Annotated in this window: 23 protein-coding genes; 9 read left to right on the top strand and 14 right to left on the bottom strand. The window is 61.6% G+C overall.

The genetic code is table 11. The features are described 5' to 3' along the window. Positions 1-14: 14 nt before the first annotated feature. The 3 genes from rocF to M1P90_RS25490 form a co-directional block, all read right to left on the bottom strand. On the bottom strand, positions 15-914 hold the full coding sequence (gene rocF, locus M1P90_RS25500; RefSeq protein ID WP_483698379.1) for an arginase: 900 nt from the start codon (positions 912-914) through the stop codon (positions 15-17). Between the two features lie 151 nt (positions 915-1,065). After that, positions 1,066-1,497, bottom strand: a complete 432-nt coding sequence (locus M1P90_RS25495) for a hypothetical protein (protein ID WP_483698378.1) — start codon at positions 1,495-1,497, stop codon at positions 1,066-1,068. Positions 1,498-1,651: 154 nt separating this feature from the next. Continuing rightward, on the bottom strand, positions 1,652-2,005 hold the full coding sequence (locus M1P90_RS25490) for a hypothetical protein (RefSeq protein WP_483704688.1): 354 nt from the start codon (positions 2,003-2,005) through the stop codon (positions 1,652-1,654). 382 nt (positions 2,006-2,387) lie between these two features. Here M1P90_RS25490 and M1P90_RS25485 point away from each other — a divergent pair, with 382 nt between their 5' ends. The 4 genes from M1P90_RS25485 (at position 2,388) to M1P90_RS25470 (ending at position 5,365) form a co-directional block, all read left to right on the top strand. After that, positions 2,388-3,548: a radical SAM protein gene (locus M1P90_RS25485; protein WP_483698377.1), complete on the top strand. Its 1,161-nt coding sequence runs from the start codon at positions 2,388-2,390 to the stop codon at positions 3,546-3,548. A gap of 44 nt (positions 3,549-3,592) precedes the next feature. Next, positions 3,593-4,054 (top strand): VOC family protein, encoded by a 462-nt coding sequence (locus M1P90_RS25480; protein ID WP_483698375.1) that lies wholly within the window; start codon positions 3,593-3,595, stop codon positions 4,052-4,054. 67 nt (positions 4,055-4,121) lie between these two features. Beyond that, a complete protein-coding gene (locus M1P90_RS25475) occupies positions 4,122-4,670 on the top strand; it encodes a dihydrofolate reductase family protein (protein ID WP_483698374.1) in 549 nt (182 codons plus the stop codon). Positions 4,671-4,699: 29 nt separating this feature from the next. Next, complete coding sequence (locus M1P90_RS25470; RefSeq protein ID WP_483698372.1) at positions 4,700-5,365, top strand: Type 1 glutamine amidotransferase-like domain-containing protein; 666 nt, start codon at positions 4,700-4,702, stop codon at positions 5,363-5,365. Positions 5,366-5,445: 80 nt separating this feature from the next. Here the strand turns inward: M1P90_RS25470 and M1P90_RS25465 are convergent, their stop codons facing one another. The 3 genes from M1P90_RS25465 to M1P90_RS25455 all read right to left on the bottom strand — a co-directional run bounded on the left by M1P90_RS25465 (position 5,446) and on the right by M1P90_RS25455 (position 8,751). Then, on the bottom strand, positions 5,446-6,321 hold the full coding sequence (locus tag M1P90_RS25465; protein WP_483698371.1) for a carbohydrate ABC transporter permease: 876 nt from the start codon (positions 6,319-6,321) through the stop codon (positions 5,446-5,448). Between the two features lie 13 nt (positions 6,322-6,334). Continuing rightward, positions 6,335-7,285, bottom strand: coding sequence for a carbohydrate ABC transporter permease (locus tag M1P90_RS25460; RefSeq protein WP_483698370.1), 951 nt, complete (start codon positions 7,283-7,285; stop codon positions 6,335-6,337). 74 nt (positions 7,286-7,359) lie between these two features. Continuing rightward, complete coding sequence (locus M1P90_RS25455; RefSeq protein ID WP_483698369.1) at positions 7,360-8,751, bottom strand: ABC transporter substrate-binding protein; 1,392 nt, start codon at positions 8,749-8,751, stop codon at positions 7,360-7,362. A 559-nt stretch (positions 8,752-9,310) separates the two neighbouring features. Here M1P90_RS25455 and M1P90_RS25450 point away from each other — a divergent pair. Together M1P90_RS25450 and M1P90_RS25445 are read left to right on the top strand one after the other, a co-directional pair. Next, on the top strand, positions 9,311-10,468 hold the full coding sequence (locus M1P90_RS25450; protein WP_483698368.1) for a GntR family transcriptional regulator: 1,158 nt from the start codon (positions 9,311-9,313) through the stop codon (positions 10,466-10,468). Between the two features lie 369 nt (positions 10,469-10,837). Then, on the top strand, positions 10,838-14,017 hold the full coding sequence (locus M1P90_RS25445; protein WP_483698367.1) for a beta strand repeat-containing protein: 3,180 nt from the start codon (positions 10,838-10,840) through the stop codon (positions 14,015-14,017). A gap of 275 nt (positions 14,018-14,292) precedes the next feature. Here M1P90_RS25445 and M1P90_RS25440 read toward each other — a convergent pair whose 3' ends face one another. Continuing rightward, positions 14,293-14,619, bottom strand: a complete 327-nt coding sequence (locus tag M1P90_RS25440) for a YdhR family protein (RefSeq protein ID WP_483698366.1) — start codon at positions 14,617-14,619, stop codon at positions 14,293-14,295. Between the two features lie 234 nt (positions 14,620-14,853). On the opposite strand from M1P90_RS25440, the gene M1P90_RS25435 reads away from it, so the two are divergent. Further along, positions 14,854-17,949, top strand: coding sequence for an AfsR/SARP family transcriptional regulator (locus M1P90_RS25435; protein WP_483698364.1), 3,096 nt, complete (start codon positions 14,854-14,856; stop codon positions 17,947-17,949). 13 nt (positions 17,950-17,962) lie between these two features. Here the strand turns inward: M1P90_RS25435 and M1P90_RS25430 are convergent, their stop codons facing one another. The 4 genes from M1P90_RS25430 to M1P90_RS25415 form a co-directional block, all read right to left on the bottom strand. Further along, positions 17,963-18,727 carry an SDR family oxidoreductase gene (locus M1P90_RS25430; protein ID WP_483698362.1) on the bottom strand — a complete coding sequence of 255 codons (765 nt, stop codon included), beginning with the start codon at positions 18,725-18,727 and terminating at the stop codon, positions 17,963-17,965. A 74-nt stretch (positions 18,728-18,801) separates the two neighbouring features. Then, positions 18,802-19,476 (bottom strand): hypothetical protein, encoded by a 675-nt coding sequence (locus M1P90_RS25425; RefSeq protein ID WP_483698360.1) that lies wholly within the window; start codon positions 19,474-19,476, stop codon positions 18,802-18,804. 359 nt (positions 19,477-19,835) lie between these two features. Beyond that, the gene (locus M1P90_RS25420; RefSeq protein WP_483698359.1) at positions 19,836-20,582 is read right to left on the bottom strand and encodes a DUF899 domain-containing protein; all 747 of its coding nucleotides are present in this window, start codon (positions 20,580-20,582) and stop codon (positions 19,836-19,838) included. Next, on the bottom strand, positions 20,579-21,058 hold the full coding sequence (locus M1P90_RS25415; RefSeq protein ID WP_483698358.1) for a DinB family protein: 480 nt from the start codon (positions 21,056-21,058) through the stop codon (positions 20,579-20,581). Before M1P90_RS25415 ends, M1P90_RS25420 begins: the two co-directional genes overlap by 4 nt. 131 nt (positions 21,059-21,189) lie before the next feature. On the opposite strand from M1P90_RS25415, the gene M1P90_RS25410 reads away from it, so the two are divergent. Continuing rightward, the gene (locus tag M1P90_RS25410) at positions 21,190-22,104 is read left to right on the top strand and encodes an AraC family transcriptional regulator (protein WP_483698357.1); all 915 of its coding nucleotides are present in this window, start codon (positions 21,190-21,192) and stop codon (positions 22,102-22,104) included. A 205-nt stretch (positions 22,105-22,309) separates the two neighbouring features. Here the strand turns inward: M1P90_RS25410 and M1P90_RS25405 are convergent, their stop codons facing one another. The 3 genes from M1P90_RS25405 to M1P90_RS25395 all read right to left on the bottom strand — a co-directional run bounded on the left by M1P90_RS25405 (position 22,310) and on the right by M1P90_RS25395 (position 24,335). After that, entirely contained in the window at positions 22,310-22,690 is a 381-nt protein-coding gene (locus tag M1P90_RS25405; RefSeq protein WP_483698356.1) for a VOC family protein, read from the bottom strand. 68 nt (positions 22,691-22,758) lie between these two features. Next, positions 22,759-23,154 carry a hypothetical protein gene (locus M1P90_RS25400; protein ID WP_483698355.1) on the bottom strand — a complete coding sequence of 132 codons (396 nt, stop codon included), beginning with the start codon at positions 23,152-23,154 and terminating at the stop codon, positions 22,759-22,761. Between the two features lie 248 nt (positions 23,155-23,402). Next, the gene (locus M1P90_RS25395) at positions 23,403-24,335 is read right to left on the bottom strand and encodes an RNA polymerase sigma-70 factor (protein ID WP_483698353.1); all 933 of its coding nucleotides are present in this window, start codon (positions 24,333-24,335) and stop codon (positions 23,403-23,405) included. Between the two features lie 216 nt (positions 24,336-24,551). On the opposite strand from M1P90_RS25395, the gene M1P90_RS25390 reads away from it, so the two are divergent. Continuing rightward, positions 24,552-25,367, top strand: coding sequence for an alpha/beta hydrolase (locus tag M1P90_RS25390; protein ID WP_483698352.1), 816 nt, complete (start codon positions 24,552-24,554; stop codon positions 25,365-25,367). Positions 25,368-25,471 lie beyond the last annotated feature (104 nt).

Here is a 25,471-nt window from a genome sequence, read left to right as displayed (position 1 = left end):
TGCCTCGATGCTTTTCAGAAAATTCGCTTGCCCAGCGCCGAAAGCGCAAATTCTACTGCCAGCTCGGCGGTGACATTATGCGCGTCGAGGATGGGGTTGACTTCGACCAGATCCATGCCAATCAGCTTGCCCGACTGCGCAACCATTTCCATGGCCAGGTGCGCCTCGCGGTAGGAAATGCCGCCCAGCACCGGCGTGCCAACCCCCGGCGCGGCCACCGGGTCGAGCGCGTCCATGTCGAGGCTGACGTGTACGCCGGCCGTGCCCATGCTCACGCGCATCAGCGCTTCTTCCATCACCGAGGCCAGCCCGCGCCGGTCGATATCGTGCATGGTAAAGACCTGAATGCCCGATTGGCGCAGCACAGCGCGCTCGGCCGCGTCGAGGTCGCGAATGCCGACCATCACCACATCGCTGTCGCGCAGCACCGGCCCGTTGCCAAGCAGGTTTGCCAGCCGCGAGTGGCCGCGCCCGGTCAGCGCGGCGACGCTCATGCCGTGGATGTTGCCGGAAGGCGTGGTTTCGGGCGTGTTGAAATCGCCATGCGCGTCCACCCAGATCACCCCGATGCGCCGCCCGCGCGCCACGCCGCTGATCGACCCGATCGACAGGCTGTGGTCGCCACCCAGAATGAGCGGGAACGCGCCATCGGCGACGGCGGCCTGCACTTCGCGGGCGAGCTGGATGTTGATTTCGGTGATCGCGTCGAGGTAGCGCAGCTTCTCGCCCGTGGCAGGCAGATCAAGCTGCTCGGCCAGCGGCACGGCCACATTGCCCCGGTCGCGCACGCGGTAGCCCAGCTCTTCCAGGCGCTCTTTCAGGCCGGCGTAACGAATCGCGCCCGGCCCCAGGTCGACGCCGCGCCGGCCCGCGCCCAGATCGACCGGCGTGCCAATAATCGCAATATCGCGCATGGTTTTGCTCCTTAGCTTGCATCATTGCAAACGGGCCGGCGCAACGCCGCGCCGCCCGGCGCATTGTACCACGGCGTGGCGCGGCGCTGGGCGCACAAAAGCGCGAGCCGCCGAAGCGACCCGCGCTGCATGAAGTGCTATTGAACCCAGGCTACAAGCCGTCGGGCGTGACCTGACCAGCGCGGCCCGGGGCGGCTTCGTCATCGCTGCTGTCGCCAACTTCCCAGTAGCCGGCCGCGGGAATCATACCCGGCGCGAGCGGCATCCCGCCCAGGCCACCAGTCGCCGGAATGCCCGTCACCATGCCCTCGCCTGGGGGTGTCAGCGGCGGCGGCACAGAGCCCGGCTCACCAGGAGGTGCGCCAACCATCTGGGCATTCGTGTCGGTGGTGGTGTGGTAGCGCAATTGGTTCGAAGCCACCATCGCATCGATCGCATCGTTCGCCTCGGCACTGCTGAAGCCCAGATCGTTGCGCAAAATGTCGACCATCTCGCCACGACCGTCCGCTTCGTTGCCTTCCCAGCGCCCGCCGATACGCGCCTTGAGCGCCTGCACGGCATCCTGATAGTTCTTCTCGGCCATAAAGCTCCCTCGCTTTCAGCATGCGCCTCGCGGCGCTTCAAACAAACCAGTGTGCTGCCTTACCGCTTCGCAAGTGCCGTGCCGCCGCATGAAAAGCGCAGCGCCGGCACCGTGCCAGCGCTGCGTTTGTGTGCCCGAAATTTCCAGCTGGTGCTTACATTGCTGGCGAAGAAGGGCCCGAGCGCGAAGGCATGAGCGCAAGCACGCGCACCGCGAGAAGGGTGAACAAGCCCTCAGCTACCAGCGACACCACGCCCAGCGGCTCCAGCCACTCGTCCGGCTCGGCAGGCAGCTGCGGCAGGCCAACCGTGCGGCTGGCAACATATGCGGCAAACGAACCAGCGGCGATGACGAGGCCCAACGCCCAGCCCCAGCGCTCGTTCTTCCAGATGCCGTATGCCGCAACAAGCGCCCCAAGGCCATTGGCCACGAACAGCACGCCCTTGTAGGTCACTTCCTCAAACGCGTCGGGCGCGTCGATCAAGTGCACAAGGCCGGTAACAAGGATCAGCGCAATGCCTAATCAAATCAGGTTCTTCGATGTTGTACGCATTAGCAGGTTTCCTTTTTCTAGAGTGGTCACTTCCACTATTAATATAGGTTGTAGCAGCAATGGGCAAGTGTTGTGCCACGCGAGGAACTATACCTGGCCTGTCTTAGTATTTGATTAAGCCAGGCCGCATCGTGAGGCGCTATATCTAAAGATTAGATACATTTTGCTACGGAAGGATATAAATCTATCTTACGGTGCTTTGCCAGGCATGCAGACTGAATGCGGTGGCCGAAGTGGGCAGCAGCAAGAGAACCCACGCCGAAAATTCCTATCGAGCGCACGCTCTCCTTGCACGCATGTGCTATACTTTCAGCACAGATGTGCAAGCGGAGGCGCGATGGCGACGACCATCATCATGGAGCCCGATATTCAGCAGAAGCTGACGATCCTGGGTGAAGAAGCCGCCGAGGATGTGACTGAGGTGCCTGCGACACAAAGCATTCAGCAGGGCATTACGCACGCAACCGGCTTTGTGTACAACGCCACGCAGGAAGGCGGCGGAAAAACGCGCCTGTTCAAAGTGCTCCAAACGAATGCCTGCCGCTACGCCTGCACATACTGCTTCACATCCTGCGCAATTCGTCGCAAACGCACGACGTTCAAGCCCGACGAACTGGCGACGACGTTTGTCTCGCTGAAGCAGCAGAACCGCGTCGACGGCTTGTTCCTTTCCTCCGGCATCGTCCCCGACGCCAACACCACAATGGAAAAAATGCTCGCCACGGTCGAGCGGCTGCGGCTGCGTGAGGGCTACACCGGCTACATCCACCTCAAGCTCATCCCCGGCGCGTCGTTCGAGTATGTCGAGCGCGCGGTCGAGCTGGCCGACCGGGTATCGCTGAACCTCGAAGCGCCGAACCAGGCCCGGCTCGACGAGCTTGCGCCCGACAAGGAGTTTGCGTCGAGCATGTGGGGGCGGCTGGCCTGGGCCGCCGAGCTGATGCGCCGCGCCCGCCAGCAAGGGCGCAAAGCCGCCAGGAGCCTGACCACGCAGTTCGTCGTGGGGGCGGTGGGCGAAAGCGACCGTGAACTACTCGACACCGTCGACCGGGCGCACCGCGAGCTGGACTTGCGCCGCGCATATTTCAGCGCCTTTCACCCAATCGCGAAGTCGCCCTTCTCCGACATGCCCGCCGAAGACCCGATCCGCGCCGCGCGGCTGTACCAGGCCGATTTCATGCTGCGCGACTATGGCTTCAGCGCCGCCGATCTGCCGTTCGACGAAACGGGCCTGCTGCCGCGCGACCGCACGCCCAAGCAAGCCTGGGCCGACCAGCACCTCCACGAGCCGATCGAGATCAACCGCGCCACGCGCCAGCAACTACTGCGCATCCCCGGCATCGGCCCCAAAAGCGCCGACCGCATTCTCGCCGCCCGCCGCGAGGCCCGCCTGAGCGATATGTCGCACCTGCGCGCCCTCGGCGTGACCACCGGCTGGGCCGCGCCGTATGTGCTGCTCGATGGGCGGCGCGCGGCGGTGCAGTTGGGCTTGTGGTAGGCAACATTGCTGCCAAAAAGAGAATCGCACAAAGGAGAGACACCATGAACAAAGTGACCCCTTTCCTCATGTTCAACGACCAGCTCGAAGCGGCGATCGAATTCTACACCGCGACGTTTCCAAACTCCGAAATACGCAACGTCGCCCGCACAGGCACGGACGGCCCCATCACTTCCGCCGAGTTCGTGGTTGGCGGCCAACACTTCATGGGCTACAACGGAGGTTCGTACTTCAGCTTCTCTGAGGGGGTCTCGCTCTACGTGGATTGTGCGGATCAGGCTGAAGTCGATGAATACTGGGACAAGCTCGTGAAGGCAGGCGCGACGCCTACCGCGTGCGGTTGGATCAAAGACCCCTTCGGGCTCTCCTGGCAAATTGTGCCGCGACGATTCACTGAGCTGACCCAGGATAGCGACCCCAGGAAGGTCAAGGCTGTGATGGACGCCATGATGACGATGGTGAAGCTCGACGTGGCCGAACTCGAGCGAGCCTACAACGAGGCGTAGTCATGTCATCCGCGAGGTGCCTGAGCTTTCCGTTGATTTTGGGCGTTCAGCCGCTTAGGAGAACATAATGCGACCACTGCGGTATTCGATCAACGTGACACTGGATGGCTGCGTCGATCATCGCGTTGGGATCACGGATGAAGAGCTGCACCGCTACTGGGCCGAGAACCTTGCCCAGGCCGATGCCCTGCTCTTTGGCCGCGTGACGTATGGAATGATGGAAGAAGCGTGGCGCTTGTCGAACCGGACGGCGGCGATGCCTGGCTGGATGGAACCTTTCGCGCAGACGATCGACGCAGCAAAGAAGTATGTCGTGTCGAGCACGCTGAACGAGGTCGACTGGAACGCCGAGCTTATTCGCGGTGATCTGGGGCAAGCTGTTCAGCGGCTCAAGCAGCAGCCGGGCAAAGGGTTGTTCACCGGCGGCGTGACGCTGCCGCTGGCGCTGGCGGAAATGGGATTGATCGACGAGTACGAATTCGTGGTTCACCCCAGAATTGCGGGCCACGGGCCGACCTTGTTCGCAGGGCTCTCGCAGCTCGTTGACCTGAAGCTCGTCGACCGGAGGGAGTTCGGGTCGGGCGCGGTGGCGCTGCGGTATGAGGCGAGAAAGTAGCAGAAGGCAAATAGAGAAAGAAAGCCCGTATGAACTATCTGCTTACCTCGGCGGGCATCAAAAACGCCAGCATTCACAACGCGCTGCTTAGCCTGCTGGGCAAGCCGATTGCCGAGGCAAGCGCGCTGTGCATTCCTACGGGAATCAATCCCTTCCCCGGTGGGCCAACAATGGCGTATCGGTTCATCAGCGGGCAAACCACCAGCCCCATGTGCGAGCTGGGCTGGAAGTCGTTGGGCGTGCTGGAGCTGACGGTGTTGCCCACCATCAGAAAAGAGCACTGGGTTGCTGCGGTGCAGGAAGCTGACGCCCTGCTGGTACAGGGTGGCGATGTCTGGTATTTGTGCCGCTGGATGCGCGAATCTGGCCTCGCGGGGCTGCTGCCCTCACTGCGCGATACGGTCTATGTGGGCATCAGCGCGGGCAGCATGGTGACGGCCCCAACCTTCGGGGAAACCTACGACGACCCGAACGCGCCCTTCGTGATCGATACCGGGCTGGGGCTGGTTGACTTTGCGCTGCTCCCACACATGGATCACGCCGACCACCCGGAAAGCAGCGCCGAGAGGGTGGAAAGAATGGCCGCCGAGGTGCCCGTGCCGACCTACGGGATTGACGATCAGACCGCAATCAAAGTAGCCGGTGGCACGGTCGAAGTTGTTTCCGAAGGGCACTGGAAGCTGTTTTCACCCTGATGGGCGAGTGGGGAATGGTTCTTGAGCCAGGCAGGCACAGCGCCGCATGTTGGTACATGCGGCGCTGACGGTATGCGCAACTAACCCTTGATGCCGGTCAGCGTCACGCCCTGCACAAAGGTGCGCTGCGTCAGGAAGAAGATGATAATCGGTGGCAGGGTGATCAGCACCGCCGCCGCCATCAGCAAGCCCCACTCGCGGCCATACTGGCTGCTGTACTGCTGCAAGCCCAGCTGCAGGGTATACAGGTTCTGGTCGTTCAGGTAGATCAGCGGGTTCAGGTAATCGGTCCACGAGCGAATAAACTGGAACACCGCCACAGTCGCCAGCGCAGGCTTCGCCAGCGGCAGAATGACCGACCAGAAGATGCGCCACTCATTCGCGCCGTCGATGCGCGCCGCCTCGGAAAGCTCCATCGGGATGCTGGTAAAAAACTGGCGCAGCAGGAAGATATAGTAGGCGTAGCCAAAAAACTGCGGCAGGATCAGCGGGCGAAAATCGCCAACCCAGCCCAGGTTCTTGAATACCAGAAACACCGGGATCAGCGTAACCTGGAACGGCAGCATAAGCGTGGCGATCGTCATCAGGAACAGGATCTGGCGGCCCGGCCAGCGGATGCGCGCCAGGCTATACGCCGCCAGCGAGCTCGATACCACCACGCCGACCATGCTGCTGATCGAGATGATCAGCGTATTTTTCAGGTAGGTGAAAAACGGCACGTAGGCGACCGATTTGGGGTAGTTCGCCCACTCCAGCGGGTTTGGTATCCAGATCGGCGGGTAAGAATAAAGCTGCGAGTCGGGTTTCAGCGACGTCGAGAGCATCCACAGGAATGGCAGCAGGAAGACGATTGCCGCGGGGATCAGCAGGATATGGACTGCCAGGCCGCGAATTCGCTCCTTCATGCTCCGTGACACAATCGCGCGCTCTTGTTTACGAGAAGCCTGAACTGCCATAGTAAATCGCTCCTCATGTGAGATCAACGCCACCGTAATACACCCAGTAGCGCGCGCTGCGGAAGATCGCGAGCGTAATGATCAGGATGGCTAAGAACAGCAGCCAGGCCATTGCCGAGGCGTAGCCCATTTTGAAATAGGCGAACGCATTCTTGTACATATAGATCGAGTAGAACAGCAGCGAGTTAGAAGGCTGACCAGTGCCGCCGGTCATGATGTATGGGATGTCGAAGAACTGAAACGCGCCAATCACCGAGGTGATCAGGTGGAAGAAGATCACCGGCGTCATCATCGGCAGCGTCACGGCGCGGAATTTCTGGAAGACGTTTGCGCCATCGACCATGGCGGCGTCGTAGAGCTCCTGCGGCACGTCCTGCAAGCCCGCCAGGTAGAGCACGACCTGCCCGCCAATGATCCACAGCGCCAGCAGCACCATCGTTGGGCGCGACCAGGTGGCGCAGGCATTCCAGCACGGCCCGCGAACGCCAATCCAGTCAAAGGGCAGGTTCACCACGCCTGTGGCCGGGTTAAAGAGCTGAATCCAGATCAGCGAGAGCGCCACGCTTGGCACCAGCGTTGGCAGAAAGTAGACTGTGCGGTAGATAAAGCGGCCGCGAATATTCATATTCAGCAGCAGCGCGAGGCCAAAGGCGGTAATAATCGCCAGTGGAATCGACAATACCGCAAAGTAGAAAGTATTGTACGCCGAGATCAGGAATTCAGGGTCTTTGAACAGATTGGTGTAGTTATCGAAGCCAACCCACTTTGGATTCTGAATTGCATTGAAATCGTTGAAGCTGTAGTAGAACGAGGCCAGGATCGGGTAGATCCAGAAAACAGCCAGGCCGATCATCCACGGCAGCGCGAAGAGAATGCCGTTGATCGTGTCGCGCCTGGTCTGCGGCGACCACTTGCGCCGCTTGCGGGCCCCCGCAATCACCTGTGTGTTGTTTTGTGGCGCCATAGAAGCGATCCTTCACCTGCGACACCGAAAGAAAGGCGGCAATGCAGCGTCGCCGCCGCATTGCCGCCCAGAGTTTAGCCCTTGAAGTAGCCCAGCTTGTCCAGCTCCGCGTTCACCTTATCGTCCACCGCCTTGAGGCGCGTTTCGGGGTCCTGGCCGTGCCAGATGTCGTCGCGGGCCTTCACCAGCTCGTCCCACAGCAGGCTGCCGGCCGGGATCGGCGGGCGCGTGTGCGAGACGGGCAGCAGATCCATGAAGACCTTGTGCAGCGGATCGGCGGTATAGAACGGGTCGCTCGCCGTCTTCTTATTCGTCGGGATGTGGTAGGTTGCCTTGCAGAACATATCCTGGCCTTCGGGGCCACACACCCAGTTGATGACCTTGAAGGCCGCTTCGGCGTTTTTGGCACCCTTGGGCACCACCCAGCTCCAGCCGCCGGCCCAGCTGGCATAGGGCGCGGGGCCGTCGGGGCCGGGGAAAGGAACCACGCCATACTGCACGTCGGGCTTGTACTTCTTGGCCTGGCTGACTTTCCAGTCGCCGCTGACCACCATGGCGTTCTGGCCAGTCCAGAAGTAGTCGTTCGCGTCGTTGCAGTTGTTGCCGGCACACGCGGCTACAAATGCGTCGAGGTTCTCGGTGCCGATGCCCTGCGCAAACTGCTGCAGCCACTTCATGGCCGTGACGACCTGTGGGTTGGATGCCGTGATCTTCTTGGTCGCTTCGTCCTGGAACACGCCCTTCCACGCAAAGCCGTAGGTGTAGCCCCAGGCCTGGTCGGTGATCGGGTTGAAACCAAAGCGCGAGACCTTGTCGCCATCCTTCTTCATGAGCTTCTCGGACATATCCGTAAGCTCCTGAATGGTCGTGGGCGGCTTCTCGGGGTCGAGCCCGGCTTCTTTGAAGATGGTCTTGTTGTACCACAGCGCGCGCGTGTCGGTGTCGTAGGGCAGGGCGTAGAGCTTGCCCTTGTAGTTGGCTTCTTCCCACGCGAAGGGCCAGTAATCGTCCTGCTTCACGCCGGCCTTATTAGCAAGGTCGGTCAGGTCGGTCAGGAAATCCTGGGCCGCAAACTGGGCGACGATAAAGCGGTCGAACTTGTAGATGTCGGGCGGGGTGCCGCCAGCGATGGCCGTCAGCAGCTTCTGGTTAGCCTGGGTGCCCTGGTCCTGGGCAATGTAGGTACGGTTGATCTTGATGTCGGGGTTCTGCTGCTGGAACGTATCGATCATCTTCTTGGTGGTTTCCTCGTCGACACCCGTCTGCGAGTCCCACCACTCGACGGTTACCTGCGCCGTGCCGTTCTGTGCTGGCGCCGAAGTTGCGCCGCTGGCCGCCCCACCGCCTGCCGGGGCAGCAGCCCCGCCACACGCCGCCAGAAGCGAGACACCAGCCAGACTGGCAGCGCTTCGGAGGAATGTGCGCCGGCTGATCGCCGGCCGATCCGTGTTCTTCCCCGTACCCATGGTTTGCCTCCTTGGAAACACAAATCGCACGAGAATCTAAACAGGGCTGGTTAGGAAGAAAAGTAGAATGGCTCCTGTTACTCCCCAAAGGAAAACTCAAGCTGGCCATCATTCTGTAAAGAAATCGGCCCGGCGAGTATTGGTGCCACAGGCGGAAATGCAGAATGACACCCCAGCAGCCTCGGCTGGCCTGAGCATGTGTAACGCCTTTTTACGGCCGAACCGGTAACGACCGCTCGACATGCCCTGGCGCGTGGGAGGCTATTAGGTTTGCTTGGTCCGTCTGTGCGCGCCAAGCATAGCACAACGTTTATAACATTGTCAAGCTCTGGCATATACCTATGTCCATATTTGTATGAACATGCCCGATCACTTTGTACAGCGAGAAACGCTTGACACTGCACCACCGGAATGGTAAGATCACTGGAGGGCTGTATATGTCGTATATTGCCCGCATCCTATCCCACTGGCGAACAGCAGTTCAGCGTCTACCCTTGAGCACTATGCAGCAGGTACACTGCGATCGCGCGCTGTACCCACGACGCAGGAGCGCCCTTCTGTGGACATACTTGATCGCCGATCAAATGCGAAGGCGCTCCATAGCCAGCTCCTGCTTCATTTCCGCGAACGCATCCTCAATGGCAGCCTGCCAGCAGGTGCACGCCTGCCAACCGAGCTGGAGATCGCGCAGCAGTACAATATCAGCCGTGGCACCGTGCGCCAGGCCATGAGTGTGCTGGTGCAGGAAGGGCTGCTCGAGCGCCTGCCGGGGCGGGGTACTTTTGTGCGCCAGCTGCCGCCAAGCAGCGCGCCCGCCCCGCGCTTTGCCGAAAAGCGCATTGGGCTGGTGCTGCACTACGCCGACGGCCCGCTCGATTTAGATATTATGATTGGCGTGGAGAATGCTGCCAAGTCGCGTGGCTACCAGGTGAGCTTCACCTATGCCGAAGAAAGCCTCGCACAGCAGGATCGCGATATTGCCCGCCTGCGCGCCGACCGCGTCGCCGGGATGATCATCTTCCCAGTCAGCGATTTCACCTACGACGAGTCGATCCTGCGCTTGCAGGCGGATAAAATGCCGTTTGTGCTGGTCGACCGCTATTTCCCCGATCTGGATACCGACTACGTGGTGGCCGATAATCTTGGCGGCGGCTACCGTGTCACCGAGCATCTGCTGATCCTGGGCCACCGGCGGATCGGTTTTGTGTATTCGCCGAAAGGCAGCCTGCTGACAACCTCGGTGCGCGACCGCTGGATGGGCTATCGCAAGGCGCTCGAGGAGTATGGCTGCCCCTACGACGAAACGCTGGTCTGCCAGCAGCCCGGCGTGGGCGCTGCCAGCGGCGACCCGTACAGCGAGCTGCTGTCGCGCGACGACCGGCCGAGCGCCGTGTTTGCCGTGAACGATTCGGTGGCGGTAGATATTCTGCGCATGGCACAGCAGCGGGGTTTGCGCGTGCCTGAAGACCTGGCGCTGGTTGGCTTCGACGATCTGAACTATTCGGCCCACCTGAGCCCGCCACTCACAACCGTGGCGCAGCCGCGCCTGGATCTGGGGATGCACGCCGGCAACCTCCTGATCAACCGGATTGAAGGGCAGGTTGGCCCACCACGGCATATGGAGCTGCCCACCAGCCTGGTTGTGCGCGAATCGTGCGGCGCGCGGCTGCGCGTGCGCAACACAACCGTGCAGGATTCTCCCGTGGCGCAGCGCTAAGCCACCTGCGCGCCCATATTTGTACGGTAGCGCCCTGCTGCACCGAGCATCACTATGATGTTTGCTACAGCAGGGCGCTATTGCGTTGGTTTAGGCCAGGTCAAAGCCTCAAAATTCATCCACAGATGACGCAGATTACACAGATAGAGGTCTCGCATCTGCGTAATCTGCGTCATCTGTGGATTGATCACGTTCCCATTCCAACGTTGACATGACTCTGACGTTTGTCTGCAAAGACAAGAACGTGCTGTGCATTAGGTCAATGATCATTTGGATTGAAATTGGAAACTATTCTATGCGTTGACTTGCTGCGCCCACGCCCCTACTATCACGGCATACTCTCGTGGTATTGTCTTCATGGAGAACATAATGCGCCGCTTCACCCAACATCTTCCCAGCGCACTTTTGCTGCTCGCTTTGTTCGGGGCACTTGCTTCAATCCTCGCAGCCCGGCCCGTTTATGCTGCCAGTATCGTCGTCAACACCAACGCAGACACCACCACCACCGATGCGCTGTGCACGTTGCGCGAGGCCATCACCAACGCCAATGCTGACGCCGCCACCTACCCAGACTGTACGGCAGGATCGGGGGCCGACACAATCACCTTTGCCGCGAATTACACCATCACCCTGAGCAGCAGTCTGCCCGACATTACGACTGACATAACCATCACTGGTAACGGCACCACCAGCACGATTATTCAGGCGGCAGCCAGCGCCGAAACCGCCACATATCGAATCGTGAAAATAAACCGGCCCGGCGCAAACCCGGTGCCAAACGCCACCCTGGAGTACATGACCCTTCGCTATGGCGTGGAAGCCAGCGGCGGGGCGATCAATGTCGCCAGCTCGTCGCTTACCCTGAACTCGGTGACGCTGAGCGATAATCAGGTGAAAGATATCGGCGGTGCAGGGCTCAACGGCGGGGCAATTTCGTTCAACGGCGGCACGATAACCATCAACAACAGCACTCTGAGCGATAATAGCGTCACCACCAGCGATACGACATCGAGTGTGCGCGGGTCGGGCGGCGCGATCTATGCTGGCTCGGGCACGCTCACGCTCAACAATACCACTGTGAGCGGCAACTCGGCGATACGTGGCGGCGGCGGCGTGTTGAGCAATGGCGCAACGATAAACATCAACTACAGCACAATTGCCAGCAACACCAGCAACAGCGCCGATGGTTCGACCGCCTACAGCAGCCTGGATGGCGGCGGCATCAATCGTATCACTGGCACGATCAACCTGAACAGCAGCATTGTGGCCGGGAACAGGAAGGGCGTGAGCAGCGCCGCCGATAACGACTGCGCCGGGACGCTCAGCTCGCAGGATTATAACCTGACTGGCAGTGGCACGGGTTGCGCGCTGGCTGGCGCGCATGATGTGGCGGTGACACCCGCTACGGTCTTTTCCAGCGTGCTTGGCCCGCTGGCAAATAATGGCGGAAGCACCGCGACGCACCTGCTGTATGGCGGCAACGCGGCGCAGGATGCCATCCCCAGTGGCACCAACAGTTGCGGCTCTGGCCTGTTCAGCCAGGATCAGCGTGGTTCCACCCGCCCGTATAACAGCACCTGCGATATGGGCGCGTATGAAAGCCAGGACGCCCGACCCGGTGTTGCGATGAGCACCAGCACTACCAGCCCCACGAATACTTCCGCGATACCCGTTACCGTGACGTTTAGCGAGAGCGTCACCGGCTTTGCGGCTGGCGATATTACGGCTGGAAATGCCACAGTGAGCAACTTTACCGGCAGCGGCGCGAGCTACAGCTTCGATCTCGTTCCAGCCGGTGATGGAACGGTCACGGCAGACATTGCTGCTGGCGTGGCGCAGGATTCGGTGCTGAACACTAACACCGCCGCCAGCCAGCTGAGCCTTTCGTATGATGGCACACCGCCCCCGGCCCCGGTTGTGAACTCGCCCGCTCCCAGCGGCTTGACCAACGACACGACCCCAACGGCGAGCGGGACAGCCGAAGCCAACGCCACCATTAGCGTATACTTTGATGGTTCGCTGAATGGCACAACCGCTGCCGACGCGAGCGGGAACTGGTCGTACACGCCATCGTCTGCGCTGACTGGAAACACATCGCACACGGTCAAGGTGAAAGCAACCGACGCGGCGGGCAACAGCAGTTTCGATTCCAATACCAATACCTTTACGATCGAGACGACTGCGCCAAACGTTGTTGGTATTTCGCGCTTCTCGCCAGCCAGCGCCACAACGAATGCCAGCAGCGTCGACTTCTTTGTGGTTTTTTCCGAAAGTTCGCTTGCTGGCCTGAATAGCAGCGACTTTATCCTAACCACCACCGGGGCGATTAGCGGGGCATCCGTGTCGAGTGTTGCCTATGCCAATGGAGCCTCGGCCACCGTGACGGTCAACACCGGCTCGGGCGATGGCAGCATCCGCCTGGATCTCAAGGACGACGACACGATTACCGACGCCGCTGGCAATAAACTTGGCGGCACCGGCACCGGCAATGGCGACTATACGGCGGGCCAGAGCTTCACGATCGACAAGACTGGCCCAACCGTTTCGATGAGCACCAGCATCACCAGCCCCACGAATACTTCCGCGATACCTGTTACTGTGACGTTTAGCGAGAGCGTCACCGACTTCGCAGCGGGCGATATTACGGCTGGAAATGCCACAGTGAGCAATTTCGCGGGCAGTGGCGCAAGCTACAGCTTCGACCTCATCCCCTCCAGCGACGGAACGGTCACGGCAGACATTGCTGCTGGCGTGGCGCAGGATTCCCTGCTCAACACCAACAGCGCCGCCAGCCAGCTGAGCCTTTCGTATGACACCAGCGCGCCGAGTGTCCTTTCCAGCGTGCGCGCCAGTAGCAGCGCTAGCAAAGCCGCCAGCGTTCAATTCGTCGTCACCTTCTCTGAGGCCGTGAGCGGCGTGGATGCCAGCGATTTCAGCCTGACTACAAGTTCTGGGCTGGTGGGAGCATCGATCACCGGCGTGAGCGGAGGGCCGAACATCTACACCATCAGTGCCAGCACCGGCTCGGGCAATGGCAGCATCCGCCTGGATGTCAAGGACAACGACACGATTACAGACACTGCCACCAACAAACTGGGCGGAACCGGCACCGTCAACGGCGATTTTTCGGCTGGCGAGCTGTATACCGTCGATAAAACTGCACCAGCAGCTGGCAGCCTGACCGGTTCCGACATCACGGTGAGCGGCGGTACGATCTACAGCTTTACGGTCAGCTTCAGCGACAATCAGGCGATTGATGTCACAAGCCTCGACGGGAATGACATTCGTGTGACTGGGCCGGATGGCTTCAGCCAGCTCGCAACGTTCGTGAGCGTTGCGCCAGCCGGCAATGGCACACAGCGCACCGCCACCTACCAGATCGCAGCGCCTGGCGGGGCCTGGGATGGCGTGGATAATGGGACGTACACCGTTGGAGTTGAAGCCAGCCAAATCTTCGACGAGGCCGGAAACCCGCTTGACGCCACCTCTCTGGGTAGCTTCCTGGTCAGCCTGGAATACATAACCTACGTCCCGCTGGCGCGGCGGTGAAGCACTGTCGCGGGCAGGCAACAGAAATGGCATCGTTCGTGTGAACGATGCCATGAAGCGTGTGGCTACCAGCATGGCGGTTCGGTGCCAGCGCCGAGCGATGTTGCCGAAGCGCGGGACACGGTGCAGTTGGTTCGATGCGTATGCGGGATGAGTTTCGCGCTCAGCAATGTAACTGCGCTTAAGCGAAACATGCAGACGCGCCGAGCTGGAAGTTCCAGCCCGGCGCGTCACCCCACCACAACCCCACAACGCACGAGTGTGCCGACCACACGCTACACAGTTGCCTGCGCCAGGAGCGGGCCGCGCGTGATCACCGTCAACTCTTCCATCACGTCGAACTGCTTCACACTAAAATCGCTCAGCGCGGGGTGGCTGGTCACTTGCGCCGCCAGCGGGCTTTCGAGAAATGCCTGGATTGCCTGAGCATCCTCAAACATGTAGATACCGCCGGCTTCCTGCTGGCTTGCGTTAATCATCCAGATCTTCCAGCGCAGGCCATCGAGCGCCGCAAACTGATCGGCCAGAGTCGCGACTGCCTGCTCGTACTGCTGTGCAGTGGCGTGAAATTTGAAGTTGAGCTGCATGATAGTTCCAGACATGGTCGTTCCTCCTGTTTGTTCATACTGGCGGAAAGCAATCGCTCTGCGCAGCAAGCGCATCACAAACGTTTGGTTGCATTCGAAGTGGGCCGGTGATGCGAGTATACCTGGGCAACGCTAAAAGAACGCTAAAAATAGTGTTAAAAGAAAATCAAAAAGTGCCAGATTGGGGCGATTCGGCGTTATAATGAAGGAAATCATGAATCTATAACTCGCGGATAACTGGAGGGGGCGATGCCGCACCTCACGCTCTCCCTGCTTGGGCCGTTGCAGGCGCAGTTGGACGCTCAACCGCTCGCAGGCCTGTCGTACGACAAGGTTCGCGCGCTGCTGTGCTACCTGGCGGTCGAAACCGGGCCACACAACCGTGATGCGCTGTGCGAGCTGCTATGGCCCGATCAACCTGCCGCAGCCGCCCGCCGCAGCCTGCGCGTGGCGCTCACCACCCTGCGCCATGCCCTCGGCGACCAAGCCGCCCCGGTTCCATTCCTGCTCGCCACTCGCGACAGCCTCCAGGCCAACCCGGCCAGCGATATCGCTCTCGACACTGCCACCTTCGCCGAGCTACTGCGCCAAACTGCGGAACATCAGCATAATGCTGGCGCGCTGTGTGCCGAGTGTGCCGAGCGCCTGCGGAGCAGTATGGAGCTTTACCGTGGCGAATTTCTTGCCGGCCTGGCAGTTCGGGCCAGCGCCGCGTTCGATGAATGGGTCACACTGCAGCGCGAGCGGCTGCACCGTCAGGCGCTCGACGCGCTGGCACAGCTCCTTGCCTATCACGAGGCGACTGGCGAGGACGAGCAGGCGCGCCAATACGCCTGGCGCACGCTCGGCTTGGAGGCATGGGACGAAGCGGCGCACCGCTGCCTGATGCGCGTGCTGGCCCACAAGGGCCAACGCTCGGCGGCGCTGGCGCAATACGAGCGCTGCCGCAAGGTCCTGGCCGACGAGCTTGGCGTCGAGCCTTCCGACGAGACAACCGCGCTGTATGAGCAGATCCGCAGTGGAACTCTGGCGCGCGCTGATGTGCAGGCCGCGCCAGCAACGAACGGAGATAGTGGTGCGGGCAGCCCGGCAGCCACCGAAGCACTCGCCGTCTCGGCAAACGGCAGCGCGCCCCACACACTGCCGGCGCAGTTCACCAGCTTTGTTGGCCGCGCCCGCGAACTCGCAAATGGCGCACAACAGCTCGCCGCAACGCGGCTGCTGACGCTGACCGGGCCAGGTGGCACGGGCAAGACGCGCCTCTCGCTACAATTGGCCGAAGCTATTCAGGAGCGTTTTCCCGATGGCGTTTGGCTGGTGGAGCTGGCACCAGTTGAGCAGGCGCCACTGGTTGAGCAGGCGCTTGCGGGCGTGCTTGGCGTAAGCTCAGCGCCCGGTCGCTCGCTGATGGCAAGCATGACCGCATACCTTCGTGCCAAACGAGCGCTTGTGCTGCTCGACAACTGCGAGCACCTAATCGATGCCTGCGCGCAACTAGCCCATGCGCTGCTCGCTTCCTGTTCGCAGCTACGCATCCTCGCTACCAGCCGTGAACCGCTGCGGATCAGTGGCGAGTCGATCTTCAGCGTCCCGCCACTCGCCGTACCCGAGGCGCATCAGCTAGCTGCGCCCGAACAGCTTGTTACTGTCGAGGCGGTTCAGCTTTTCGTCGAGCGAGCCAGGGCCGTGCAGGCGGGCTTTCAGGCCAACGCTGCAAACAGTTTAGCCATCGCGCAGATTTGCCAGCGGCTCGATGGCATTCCACTGGCGATCGAGCTGGCTGCGAGCCGATTGCGAATTCTTACCGTTGAGCAGCTTGCAGCGCGACTGGATGACCGGTTCCGGCTGCTCACCAACGGCAGTCGCGCGGCGCTGCCACGCCACCAGACCCTTCAGGCGCTAATCGACTGGAGCCACAATCTGCTGGAGGCGGAGGAGCAGGCGCTGTTCCGGCGGCTGGCGGTCTTCTCGGGTGGCTGGGCGCTGGAGGCGGCCGAAGCGATCTGCGGCGAGGGGTTGCGTAGCGATGTGCTCGATCTGCTGGCGCGTCTGGTCGACAAATCGCTGGTCCAGTCCGACGCGCGCGCCGGCGATGCGCGCTACCGCATGCTGGAGACGATTCGTCAGTATGCTGCGGACAAACTGGCGGCCAGCGGCGAGGCCACGGCGCTGCACGAGCGGCATGCCGAATATTTTACTGCCTTCGCCCAGCGTGATTTTTCCGAGAACGGTAATTACGCGCCCGACTGGCTACCGCGCTTGGATGGCGAGAGCGACAATCTACAGGCGGTGCTAGCCTGGAGGCGCACGGCACATAATCCCGAGCTGCTATTACAAATAGCTTTGCCCCTGGCCTATTATATCTCTGCACGCAGATATTCGTATGAGCTACAGCATGCCCTGGAGGACGCACTCCGGTATGGGGCCGGGCTGGGCCACACTTTTGCATCTGCTCAGGCCTGTTTCTATGTGGCGGAACTGCGTGCCATGCGCTGTGATTACAATGCCGCACAACCGCTCTTTGAACGCAGCTTGGCAATGTTTCGCGATCTGGAAGGTGGGCCAAAATATGCGCGGGCACTGCTGCGCAGTGCGTGGCAGGCGCGCGAGCGCGGCGACGCAGCCGGAGCATGGTCGAAATTGGAAGAGAGTCTCTCACTTTACCATCAGCTTGGCGACCAATACGGTATTATCGATGTGCTGACGACGATGGGCCAGGTTACTGTCATGCAGGAGGATCCCGAGCAGGCAGAAAGAATTCTCACCCAGGCATCGACGCTGGCGCGGGAGAATAACGCTCAATTCTACATAGGATGGCTGCTCAACCATCTGGGGCATGTCGCGCAGATCCGTGGTAACTATGATCAGGCAATCCATTTTCAGCAGCAGAGTCTGGTTGCCTTTCGCGAATTGCTCGGCGAGGGAAGCCAAGGCGAAGCCTGGGTGTTACACAGTCTTGGTGAGACCGCGCTGGCCCTAGGCGATCTGACACAAGCGCAGGCACAGCTAGCAGCGAATATAGTGCTGTGTCGCGACATCGGCGAATATCTCCCTGCCGCTTGGTGCCTTGCTAGCCTGGGAAGTGCGGCAGCTTTGGACGGGCAAGCTGAGCGGGCAGCGCGCATTTGGGGCGCGGCGGAGCAGTTGCGCACGGCGATCGGCGGGCGTACCGCGCCGGCCGCGCGTGCCACCTACGAGCGAGCCGTAGCACGCGCACGCGCCGCGCTCGGCAATGCAGGGTTTGCGGCAGCCTGGGCGGCGGGCCAGGCGCTGACCCTGGAGCAAGCGATCGATGAGGCCCTGCAGCTACCCAGGGCGTTGACCGAGAACGAGGCAGGTTCGTAGCTGGCGCAGCCCTTTACCCACGGCCGATAAATGGCATGCCGTTCGCCATCACGGTCAGAAACGGCACGTTGACGCTCAGCGGCAGGCTCGCCATGTACAGCACCGCCTGCGCAACATGCTCAACATCCATGGTCGGCTCGGCGGCCATGCTGCCATTGGCTTGCAGCACGCCCTGCGTCATGCGCTCGGTCATGTCGGTGGCAGCGTTGCCGATGTCAATCTGCCCGCAAGCGATATCGAACGGGCGGCCATCCAGCGAGGTAGCTCGGGTCAGGCCAGTGATAGCATGCTTGGCCGCCGTGTAGGGCGCGGAATTCGGGCGCGGAACATGCGCGGAAATCGAGCCATTGTTGATGATGCGCCCGCCGCGCGGATCCTGTCGCTTCATCATTTTGAAGGCGTGCTGCGTGCACAGAAATGCCCCCGTCACGCAGGTGTCGAGCACCGTTCGCCACTGATCGTAGCTCAGCTCTTCGAGCGGAACGGCGGGCGCGCCCACGCCAGCATTGTTGAATAACACATCCAGCCGCCCAAATTGCGCCTCGGTTGCCGCGAATAATGACGCGACCGCCTGTGGGTCGGTGACATCGACCGACATCACCAGCGTGCGCGAGCCTAGCACGCCAGCTTCCTGAACGGCCTGCTGGAGCGGTTCGAGCCGGCGACCCGCCAGCACCACCGAATAGCCCGCTTCCAGAAACCGCAGCGCGGTGCGCTTGCCAATGCCGCTTCCCGCGCCAGTTACCAGCGCGACGCGGCCTGTTCCCTGATCATTCATGCGATCTTCTCCGCCATGTGTGCCAAAATATTCGGGCATGCTGCGGCGCAATAGTACCACAGGCGGCGAGAAAGCTACACTGCGCATTCGATCAAGCGACCGATCTGCTCCTCGGTATGCTCAATATCCCAGGCAAAGCCAGCGGCGAAAGCCAGCAGAAAGCCGAGCAGCGACGCCCCAACCAGCGACAGCATGATGGCGAGCACGCGCTCCATGTCCTCTATGCCGGGCAGGTAGCCAAAGAACGAAAGAATCAAGCCCGCCAGAAGCAGCACCGACGCGAGCGACAGCAGCCGCGACCACGCCAGCGCAAGCGTTCGCCGCGTGTTGGCGGGCACTGTATCGCGCCACCAGTTCAGTGGCGTGTGGATGCGCGTTGCAACCAGCCAGGCCGGAATAAAGAACGCCACCTGCCCAATGCCGCCGCCCACCAGAAAGAGCAGCACAAACAGCAGCAGATAGATCGACGCGCCATAGCGCGAATGGACAAAGCCAAGCGACCAGACGATCACGGCGAGGCCCACCAGCATGGCCAGGATGCCGGTGAGCAGAAAGTTCGGAATGAGCGTAAACGCCGCCTCGCCACCCGCGCTCCAGCGCGTCCAGCTGCTGCCAGCAGCAATTGCATTGATGAGCATGCCGCCAGTTGGGTTATTCCCCTGCAACGTTTCAGCAAAGCCGTGGGCCATTCCGCTCAGGCCCAAAATGACGCCCAGGGTTGCGACGTTGGTTCGCGTTGCGCTGTTCATGGCATCTCCTTTCCCCGCAGCGCATATGCCCACTCGCCGCGCTTAGCAGACGGCGTGCACAACACGCTGCGGGTCGCAGCATGAACGACACTTGGCCGCTTCTGCCGAACCGCTTGGGATGAACGGGATGGCATTTTCTGACGGAGCAGGGCAGGTACAGTGGCGGGTGCCCAGCACAGGCGGCCTGCTTTCTACACGCTGAGTATAGCGCCAGCGGCGCGCTGGAGCGAAAAGAGACGATAACAGCGCGGGAAGGTTTACTTACGCAAGCAGCACTGTTTGCCAGCAGGTGTAGCAAAAGAAACGGGGCAGGCGCTGCCAAACGCAGTTCCTACCCCGAACATGCCCTTATACGCCCGTCACGCGCGCTCGTACTCGTCGTGCCGGCGCAGCCAGAGCTGCCAGTCCGCGCCCTCGTCGCGGCCCTGGGGCGCGTGGTCGAAGATCGGGTAGTAGCTCATGATGAACTCCAGGCCGCGCCAGGTGGTTGCGTAGGTCTGGCAGACCGCGTCGCCTTCTTTGATAAAGGCGCTAAATCCCGGGCTTTCGGTCATATACCCGGCCAGGTCGGTGCCCGACGCGCGGGCGTTCTGCTCGGCAATTGGCGGGATTCCACCACCCATCATCTGCCTCACGACCTCGCGCCCTTCTTCCTCGGTATGCGAAAAGCCCTGGTCGAAGTTGAAGTCGGTGCGGGCGGACGAGACCCACGGAACGCTCCAGCCCATGCGGCGCTTGTAGGCTTGCAGCTTCTCAAGCGGCGCTTGCGACACGAAGATGAAGCGCATGTCGCGGGCGTGCAGGTGCGGCAGCACGCCGTTGACAGAGTCAGCAATTGACGAGTTTACCGGGCAGCCAGCCGCGTAGCTTGGGCCGAACATGAAGTGATAGATCAGGAGCTGCGAGCGGTCGCCAAACAGCTCGCCCAGCGTCTGCGTGCCCGCGTCGGTGTCGAAACGGTAGTCCTTCTCGACGCGGAGCCACGGCAGGTCGCGCCGCTGGCGTGCGATCTCGTCGCCCAGGCGGGTGTGTTCCTTCTCGCGCTCAAGCAGTTCGGCGCGTGCTGCCTGCCACGCTTCCTGCGATGCGATGGTGTGATTGCTCATTCTGCGTTCCTTTCAGAAGCCTGGATACTCGCAAGGTGCTCATCGATGTGGTGCACAAGCGCATTCTGAACAATGCCTTCGACGGTCAAGTCAAAGCCGACGAACACGGCACCCGTGTCGAGCTGGGCATCGCTCAGCGAACGGAGCATGGTGGCCGTGGCCGCGCTGTTGTGCCGCAGCAGCTCCAGGGCGCGTGCCCGCTCCGCGCCGGCATAACGGGTTGCCTGCTCAGCATTCATGCTGTGGATGTCGTCCATCGTCAGGGGCGGCAGAGGCTGCCCGGCTGCGGCTTGCAGAACCCAATTGCCAACGTTCTGGTAGACCTCTGCCATGTGGCAGGCGATCTGGCTGGCGCTGCGCTGCTCGCCCGCTGGAGTTGTGCCCCAGGCCTTGTCGCTCAACCCTTCCACCGCGAGCGCGAGACGGTTGGCGGCCCCCTCAAACGCTGCGGCGAGGGCTTCGGTGCGCTGTGTCATAGCTTCCTTCTGCCTTGCTACGTGCATTAGCACAAATATTCTGTCTGTGATACTATACATGCGTTCGCCAAGCCGATCTATGACATAATAGCCGCCAAATATGTCCGATCGTCTCAAGAGTGGAGCAGCGCATGGACGTGCTGGCCGATGTTTTGGATGCGCTTGAACTGCGAGGCTGCATCGCCGCGCGCCGCGCGCTTGTGTCGCCCTGGCACTACGCTTTTGCCGCCAGCAACGATATGATCTTTCACCTGCTCAGCGCGGGCGGCGGCTACCTGACGCTCGAAGGCGAGCCGGTGCCGCGGCGGATCGAGGGCGGCGGGGTGCTGCTTTTCCCGTTTGGGCACGCCCACTCGATCTGCGATGAACCCGCCTCGCCCTTGAACCAGCTCTTACAGGTAACCTATTCGGCACAGCGCGAGTACCGATTCGCGCCAGATGCCGGCGAAGGCTCGGGGATGACCGTGCTGTGCGGCGCGTTCCGGCTGGAGCATCCCCGAGCGTTTCCGCTGCTGCACAGCCTGCCAAACGTGATCCATATTCCTGCGCAGCACGGCCAGATCGCGCCGGGCTTTCGCGAGATTGTGGAACTGATCGCGCGCGAGGCGGCCGCGCCCCGGCTGGGAAGCGAGGTGATGCTCAGGCGCCTGACCGAGCTGCTGTTTATTCAGATCATCAGGGTCTGGGTTCAGCAACAGGCGGGCGCTGCACGGGGCTGGCTGGCGGCGCTGCACGACGAGCCGATCGGCACGGCGCTAGCCTTGCTGCACGGCTCGCCCGAGCGCGCCTGGAAGGTCGAGGAGCTGGCAGCGGCAGTGGCGCTTTCGCGCCCGGTCTTCTCGGCGCGCTTCACGCGGCTGGTGGGCGAACCGCCGATCAAATACCTGACCCGCTGGCGCATGCACAAGGCCACGCGCCTGCTGAAAAACAATGTCGAGGTGGAGAAAATTGCCGAGGCGCTGGGCTATGAGTCGGAGGTGGCTTTTCGCAAGGCATTCAAGCGCGAGGTGGGGATGCCGCCGGCAAGGTATCGCAAGGCGGGATGAACACGCTTCTGGTAGCGCAGTGCAGCTTTGCTGGCGCTCGTTTTTCCTTGCTGAGACGAAGGGCGAATGGCGGGGTCATTCGTCCTTCGTCTTTGGCTATAGCCAGCAACCGATTTCCGAAACGTTGTAATACGGGCAAAAGGAAAGAGCTACCGCAAAGCACAGCAATTACAGAGTACGATGCCCAAAACTGGGTGTGCTTTTGCTATGTATAAGGCTCGAACAGTTCGATCAGGTTGCCCGATGGATCTTCCAGAAGAATCTGCTGCCCACCATTCCCGCGAACGATCTCATTACGAAACTGGGCACCTGCCGATTGAAGCTGCGCGACCAGAGCCGAAAGATCACCGACTTCGATCTGGATGCGGTTCCAGCCCCCAGGCTCTGGGCGCTGGCCGTCTGGCATCGCCTGAGCCGCCCCTCCCGAGCCGCCCGCTGTGTTCAAGAGCAGGCGCAAATTGCCTCGGATAAGGCTGGCAAAGCCAGGGCCGGGATGCATCTGCACCTCGAAGCCGAGGTGACTCGTGTAGAATGCAATCGCCTGCCCGACATCGCGCACGATGTAGCGAACATTCACTGTCGTCATTGCGCTTCCTTTCTAAGGCTTTCGATCAAACCAGTTTACGCTGCGGCGGGCAAGGGATTGCTTCGATCTTACGCCACTGTGCTGGGCTGTTCTTCGCGAACCGGGCTGCTGTTGCGCCAGCGCGCCGCCGCGTTCTGCCCCACGCCCATCGCCGCAATGCCCAGCAGCAAATGCACGACTTTGATCACCCAGTGGTACTGGCCGGGCATGATCGACGATTGCCGCATGCCAAAGAACACAACGATCACGCCGAGCAGCAGCGCGCCAATCGCCAGCGGCCAGCTGCCGCCGCGCGCGAGCGCCTGCCCGACGCCAAGCACCCACAGCGCAAGCACGACCAGTATGCCCAGCAGCATATGGATCGGAATGAGGTTCATGGCATTGCCCGTCCAGAATACAAGACCGAGGATGACTGCCAGTGAGCCGCACAGGCGCAGAATGAACGATGTGATTCGAGCCACCATTTCATGGTTTCCTTTCGTTACAGAAGCTGACACCAATCGGGTTTGGGAAAGAGCGACACTTAGCACACCGACGGGGACGGTTTGCAGGTTTGCAAGTTGCAGCCGGAGCGTATCGCATACGCCTGTTGCAGGTTTGCAGGTTTGCAGGCCCAAAACCCCAGACCCTAAAACCCTCCTGCAATTCTCGATTATTGGTTCTTGGTTCTGCAGTTCCTCGGTTCCGTGGTTCTCGGTTCTCGGTTCTGCGCTTACCCTGTCATCGTGCCATCCGCTGCCCCCTCCTCGCCTTCCGCCGCGCGCAATGCCCGGTTCAGGTCGTGGAGCTTGTCGGGGTTGCGAATTGCGCGCATCGTGCGAATGCGGCCGGCTTCCACGCCAATCGAAAGCACCAGGCGCACGCCGTCGGCGTCGCGCACCATCAGGGCTGGCTCGCCATTCACGTCGGCAACGCCCACACGCGTGCCAGGGCTGGCCCGCCGCCCGGCCGCCGAAAGGAATTGCGCGACGGCGTTGCGCCCCTGCACCGGGCGCGTGGCGGCACCCTGCACCTTACCGCCGCCATCGACCCACAGCTCGACATCGTCGGCCAGCAGTTGCATCAGGCCGTCGAGATCGCCCTGCTCGGTGGCGCGCAGAAACTGCGCAAAAATTTCGCGCTGCGCTTCGGGCGAGGATGTGAAGCGCGGGCGGCCAGCGGCGATATGGCGCTTGGCGCGGCTGAACAGCTGGCGGCAGGCCGGTTCGGTTTTGCCAAGAATCACTGCGATCTCAGCATAGTCGTAATCGAACACTTCGCGCAGCAGGAACACGGCGCGCTCGACCGGGCTGAGCTGTTCGAGCAGCACCAGAAACGCCAGCGCAAGCGACTCGTGCAGCTCGGCGTGCTGCGTGGGCGCAAATCGTTCGTCCGCGCCGGTGAGCACAGGTTCGGGCAGCCACGGCCCAATATACGCCTCGCGCTGCGCCCGCGCCGACTGAAGCTGGTTCAGGCACAGCCGCGTAACGATTGTGCTCAGGAATGCTTTGTGCGACACGATCTCGGCTGCGGGCGTTGCCTGGTAGCGCAGGTATGCCTCCTGCACAATGTCTTCGGCCTCGGTGGCGCTGCCCAGCATGCGGTAGGCAATCGACAGCATCAGCGGGCGGTGTGCTTCAAACTGCGTGGCCTCGGCAGTACTCATGCGATTTCTCCAAACTCGCTCGTGATTCTCTGACATGAAGACCAGCGAAGGCTGCGTTTTGTGACAGGCACCTGGTTGCAACGAACGACCCTTCGGCAAGCTCAGGGCGTGCCGATTGCGCGGGTGATGTGCAGGGCCGGGCGCTGCGTCATTTGTGCCATTATGGTATAACGCTTTCGACGATCGCGCCGCGATATATGTACGAGGGACGCATCAATGAACATCAACCTCTGGCCCGAGCAGATGCTGGAAACACAGGAACCGAACGCCGGCTGCCCAAGCCTGACCCCGTATTTGCTCGATGGCGCTGGGCCGCATCCTGCAGTGATTGTTCTGCCGGGTGGCGGCTACATGGGCCGCGCGCCACACGAAGCCGAGCCGATTGCGCGCTGGCTCAATTCGCTTGGGGTCGCGTCGTTGGTGCTGAACTACCGCGTATCGCCATTTCAGCACCCCGTTCCGCTCGGCGACGCGCAGCGGGCCGTGCGCCTGGTTCGGCACCGGGCGCGCGAGCGGAACCTGGATGCGGAGCGTATTGGCGTGCTGGGCTTCTCGGCGGGCGGCCACCTGGCTGCAACGCTTGGCACCCACAACGACGCGGGCGACCCCGCCGCAGACGACCCGATCGAGCGCGTGGGCTGCCGGCCAGATCTGCTGGTGCTGTGCTATGCGGTGATTAGCCTGGGCGAGTTTGGCCATGTGGGCAGCCGGGCGGCGCTGCTTGGCGAGCGCGCAAACGACCCTGAAATGGTCGCTCTGCTCTCGAACGAGCGCCACGTCACGGGCGCGACACCGCCGACATTTCTGTGGCACACAGGCGAGGATGCTGCTGTGCCCGTTGAGAACAGCCTGTTTTTTGCGGCGGCACTGCGGCAGCACAAGGTCCCGTTCGAGCTGCACGTTTTCGAGCAGGGCCAGCATGGCCTGGGCTTAGGCGCGGAGTATATGGGCGTGTCGCTGTGGCCAGCTCTGTGCGCGGCGTGGTTCAGGCAGCGCGGCTTTATTGGCGCGCCGCCGGCCACACACGAATGAGGTTGGGCAGCAGAGAGCGGGTGCCAGCATGAAGCACCCGCTCCCTTCTGCCTATGCCGTCGGCATCGCAGGGAATCATATTCTTAGCTGCCGCAGGCTAACTG

The organism is Kouleothrix sp. 19917, from assembly GCF_057073505.1.
This window is presented reverse-complemented; position numbering and strand designations above follow the sequence as displayed.